The sequence below is a fragment of the Endozoicomonas sp. ONNA1 genome (genome assembly GCF_024606325.1).
Taxonomy (GTDB): Bacteria; Pseudomonadota; Gammaproteobacteria; order Pseudomonadales; family Endozoicomonadaceae; genus Endozoicomonas_A.
The window spans coordinates 1-4,174 of record NZ_JAHHPN010000539.1 but is presented as its reverse complement, the minus strand read 5'-3'; the positions used below and the strand labels follow the sequence as shown (position 1 = coordinate 4,174).

Annotated in this window: 2 protein-coding genes; both read right to left on the bottom strand. The window is 47.8% G+C overall.

What is annotated here, in order from left to right; genetic code table 11:
- Positions 1 to 89 precede the first annotated feature (89 nt).
- The gene (locus KDK19_RS12430) at positions 90 to 2,141 is read right to left on the bottom strand and encodes a hypothetical protein (protein WP_257292084.1); all 2,052 of its coding nucleotides are present in this window, start codon (positions 2,139 to 2,141) and stop codon (positions 90 to 92) included.
- A gap of 212 nt (positions 2,142 to 2,353) precedes the next feature.
- A complete protein-coding gene (locus KDK19_RS12425) occupies positions 2,354 to 3,904 on the bottom strand; it encodes a hypothetical protein (protein WP_257281462.1) in 1,551 nt (516 codons plus the stop codon).
- Between the last annotated feature and the right edge of the window lie 270 nt (positions 3,905 to 4,174).

Sequence of the window (4,174 nt, the reverse complement as noted above, 5' to 3'; positions counted from 1 at the left end):
ACCAATTTATTGCAACCGCAGTAGGACAGCCTTAAGTCCGACAGGCTGCTAGAGGAATTACCAGACAAAGCCTCATGAAAGGGCGGGTTTTACTTGTTCTTTTTATTCTTTAGAAATCGAAGTGCACGATTCTGGTCGACATCGTCAGGCTTGCGTTTTCGATGTGTTCTTTTGTGATTCACCAGGACTCTGAGATTCTCACAGAACTTCCCACATGACCTCTGATGGCCATTCTCCCCGACTATGGTCACGTCACAGATTTTTGGTCCGGTGTGGATTTGTGTTTTATGAGCTGACAGAGATTGAGCATTCTTGCAGACCGTCCCGCATGGTCGTTGTTGGTCATCTTCACCGACCACTGTCAGGTTGCAGGTTTTTTTCCCAGTGTGGTATCCGCCCTTGTGAGCCGACAGAAGCTGAGCATTCTTGTAAATCCTCCCGCATGGCTGCGCTATGCCATCCTCACCGACCACGATCATGTTACAGGTTCGTTGCCCTGTATGGCGTCCGCTTTTGTGAGACGACAGAGCTGAAACATTCTTACAGACCGCCCCGCATCGCTGCGGGTGACCATCCTTTCCGATCACTATCACATCACAGATTCTTGGCCCGGTGTGATCTTTTCTTTTGTGATTTGAAAGAAGTTGAGCATTCTTGAAGACCATCCCGCATGGCCGCGGCTGGCCATTCTCCCCGGGCACTTTTAAGTCACAGGTTTTTGGTGTGGTGTGGACTCTGCTTTTGTCATCCGACAGGGCTTTGGCACTCTTGCAGACCTTTTCGCAAAGTTGTGGCTGGCCATGCTCTCCGACCACTGTATAGTCACAGGTTAGTTGCCCACTGTTGTTTGAGACCTGCATTGCGGCTGTCAGGGAAAGCGATGGTTGGCTCTGACTCGATAGAGATGATTGAGTGGTTGTGTGTTGTGTTTCTGAATGGTTAAGTGAGAGGATAAAAGCGGCTTTTTCGAGAAGACAGCGCGAATCGAGTGACCCACTAATATCCGCAAAATCATTAGCGATGGAAGGCCAGTTCCCAGACATTGGCTCATCCTCATTAAGTGGCCAGACAGTGTCAGTTATGTTGGCGGCCTCTGTACTTAATGGGTTTGAGCCGACCCCGTCTAAGGCGACCCCGTCTAAGGCGACCCCGTCTAAGGCGACCCCGTCTCTATATATGCCGCCCTTGCCTGGGTCGTCATTAATGGTGCACGACTTTGGTTCAAATAGCGGGTCTGACCTGAATGAGAATTGCAGTTCATTCGATGGTTCGAAAAGTGAAATGTCTGGGGAATGTGTAGCTTTGTCAGGCTCAAAATGGCTTATGCAGCTTAGGCAGTTTTCATTCTTTAAATCGGTGCATGAGCTTTGTATGGGTATTGCTCCCGGTTGGGTGGTTTCTATTTCTGTCTTTGTTCCTGAAGTCGCTATCAGTGTATCGGACTGCTCGAATAGGGACTCAGTATCTCTTTTTCTATCAGACGATTGTCGTAAATTGCAAACACCATTACAGGGGTGGACGAAACAATTTAAACCCAAAGTATGTTTGTGTTGTTGAGAGCCTCTGTCACCATCGCCAGCGTCAGAATCCAGGAGACTAATGAAAGAGCCTGTGAGGTGGGAAGGGGCTTGTTGGGCTTGCTGCTCCGAAGATTTTGATGACTGGTATGGTGTTTGGTTATGCCCAGAGCCCAACACCATAGTGATCGCCGCAAACAGTTGCTTCCCTTGTGTCGTTATAGATGCCTCTTGTTGTTCGATCGGGTTTAAAAGCGGAAAATAGAAGCTCCAATAGCTTTTTAGAAGCCAGCCGACAGCGACCACAACTTCTGCAGGTATCCATGAATAAGGGCCGGAATTCAGGTGGCTGTCTCTGATGGTCAGGGTCAGTTCGAAACCAACCAATAGTTGAGTGGCGTAAAGCCATTGCCACGAAATTGATTTAATAATAGTCGTTTTTAATGTGTAACCGTAAGGTTTCTGTCGTTTGGTATCAGAAACCGAAACGGATCCTGTATAGCCGTTTGTGTCGATAATGTCTGACGGGTTGTCCGACAGTATATGTCGTTCACGCTTTCTAAAAAATCTCTGGTTTGGAGAAACACCATTCTTTTCAAACTCGACAACATAACGTTCAGTCAACGTTTGAGCCCGACAAGCGACAGACAGCGAAGATAGCAGCAACATTATCAGTATCGCAAAGAGTGAGTGTTTAATAATTCTTTCCTTGTTTTATGGTTGACAGAAAGGAAGGATAGACCAAGAAAATAAGTATGTTTTTCTGTCAAAACACAAATAGGGGCATCCGGGCAAAGTCCCTTCAAAAGGTTGCATCTATATCTATTCACTTTACGTTAAGGATTCGGGTTATCCTTTCGCCTCTCATCCAAAAGCTTGCGTTTTCGATGTCTTCTTTTGTGATCCGACAGGGCTCGAATATTCTTGCAGATCATCCCGCATGGCCGCCGCTGGTGATCCTCCCCGACCACAATCATGTCACAGGCTTGTGGCCCGGTGTGGCTTCTTCTTTTGTGATCCGATATGGCCTGTGAGCCCTTAAAGACCTTACCGCATGGCCGCGGCTTGCCATCATCCCCGACCACTGTTACATCACAGACTTTTTGCCCTGAGTGAATGTTTCTTTTGTGAACCGACAGGGTTCTGGTACTTATGAAGACTGCTCCGCATGGCCGAGGTTGACCATCCTTTCCGATCACTATCATGTCACAGGTTTTTTGCCCGCCGTGGGCAGGCATTTTGTGAAACGCCAGGACTGTGGCATTCTCGCAGACGGTTCCGGATCGTTGCGGCTGGCCATTCTTGCCGATCACTGTTGTGTCGCAGATTAGTTGCCCGGTAGGTGCAGTTGAACAGGTTGTCTCTGTACTCATTGAGTCTGAGGCAACCCCGTCTGAGGCGACCCCGTCTGAGGCGACCCCGTCTGAGGCCGTTCCGCATACAGCGTTGCGGCGATTGGCCGGGTTGTCATCAATGCCATGCGACTGTGACTCAAATAATTCGCCAAAAGCAGACTGGCGTTCCATACCAAAGAGATAATCCAACATATCGAAAGGCATTTGTTGAGAATCTTCAGTGTCTGAAGGGTCGAAATTAGCAATGCAACGAAGACATTGTCCATACGCGAGATGGGGGCATGAGCTTTCTAAGGAATTCAGTGACCATTCAGCGAGCTCTATGCTGTCGGGTGACGGTCTGAAACTACAAACCCCGTTGCATGGAAAGACGAAACAATTTAAACCCAAAGTATGTGACTGTTGTTGAGGGCCTTCGTTACCGTCGCCAGAGTCAGAATACAGTTGGCCAGTGAAAGAGCTTATAAGGGAGGGGGTTGTCTTTGGGGCCTGAAGCCCCGATGATTCTGATGGCTGTTGCGACTGTTGGTTAGCTGCAGAGTTTAACATGATGGTGATGGCCGCATGATCCCACTTTGTCAGAATAGGTGTTGTCACTTGTTCTTCAATCAGATTAAAGAGCGGTGAATCCGGGGGCCAATAGTTTTTTAAGAGCCAGCCGACTATGACAACCATTTCTACAAGTAGCCACGAATAGGAGGAGGGGCATAGAGGGGTATCTTTGGCAGTCAAGATTAGTTTGTGACCCACCAGCAGGTGGGTGGCGAAAAGCAACTGCCATGAAATCGATACGATAATGGTTGTTTTTACCCCGTAACTGTAAAGTTTATGTCGCTTATTTTCAGGCAGCGAGGCTGATTTTGAATAGCCGTCTGTGTCGACAACATCTGGCGGGTTACAGGGCAATTTATGTTGGTCAGGCTTTATAGAAAAGCTCTGGTTTGGAGAACCTGTTTTCTGGTCAAGCTCGACAACAAATCGGCTTGTTAATGGGTGAGCCTGGCAGACGAAGTAACACGTTAGTAGCAGCAATATCAGCAGTGCTATAAAGAGAGAGTGTTTAATCGTTCTATACTTGCGTTCATGTTTACAGAGAGGAAGGATAGATTAAGAAAATAAGAGTGTTTTTCTTTTAAAAACTTCTTTTAAAAACCGATGGTTGCACGCTGGGCAGCGTCCATGAAAAGGCTGGAACGCAAACTATTGACTTTACCCTATTGAGGACTAAAGCCATCATCCTCTTGGGGTCAGTCAACCTGTCCCGTATTGCCCGAACTATGGGGCGCGGTACCGAGATCGACT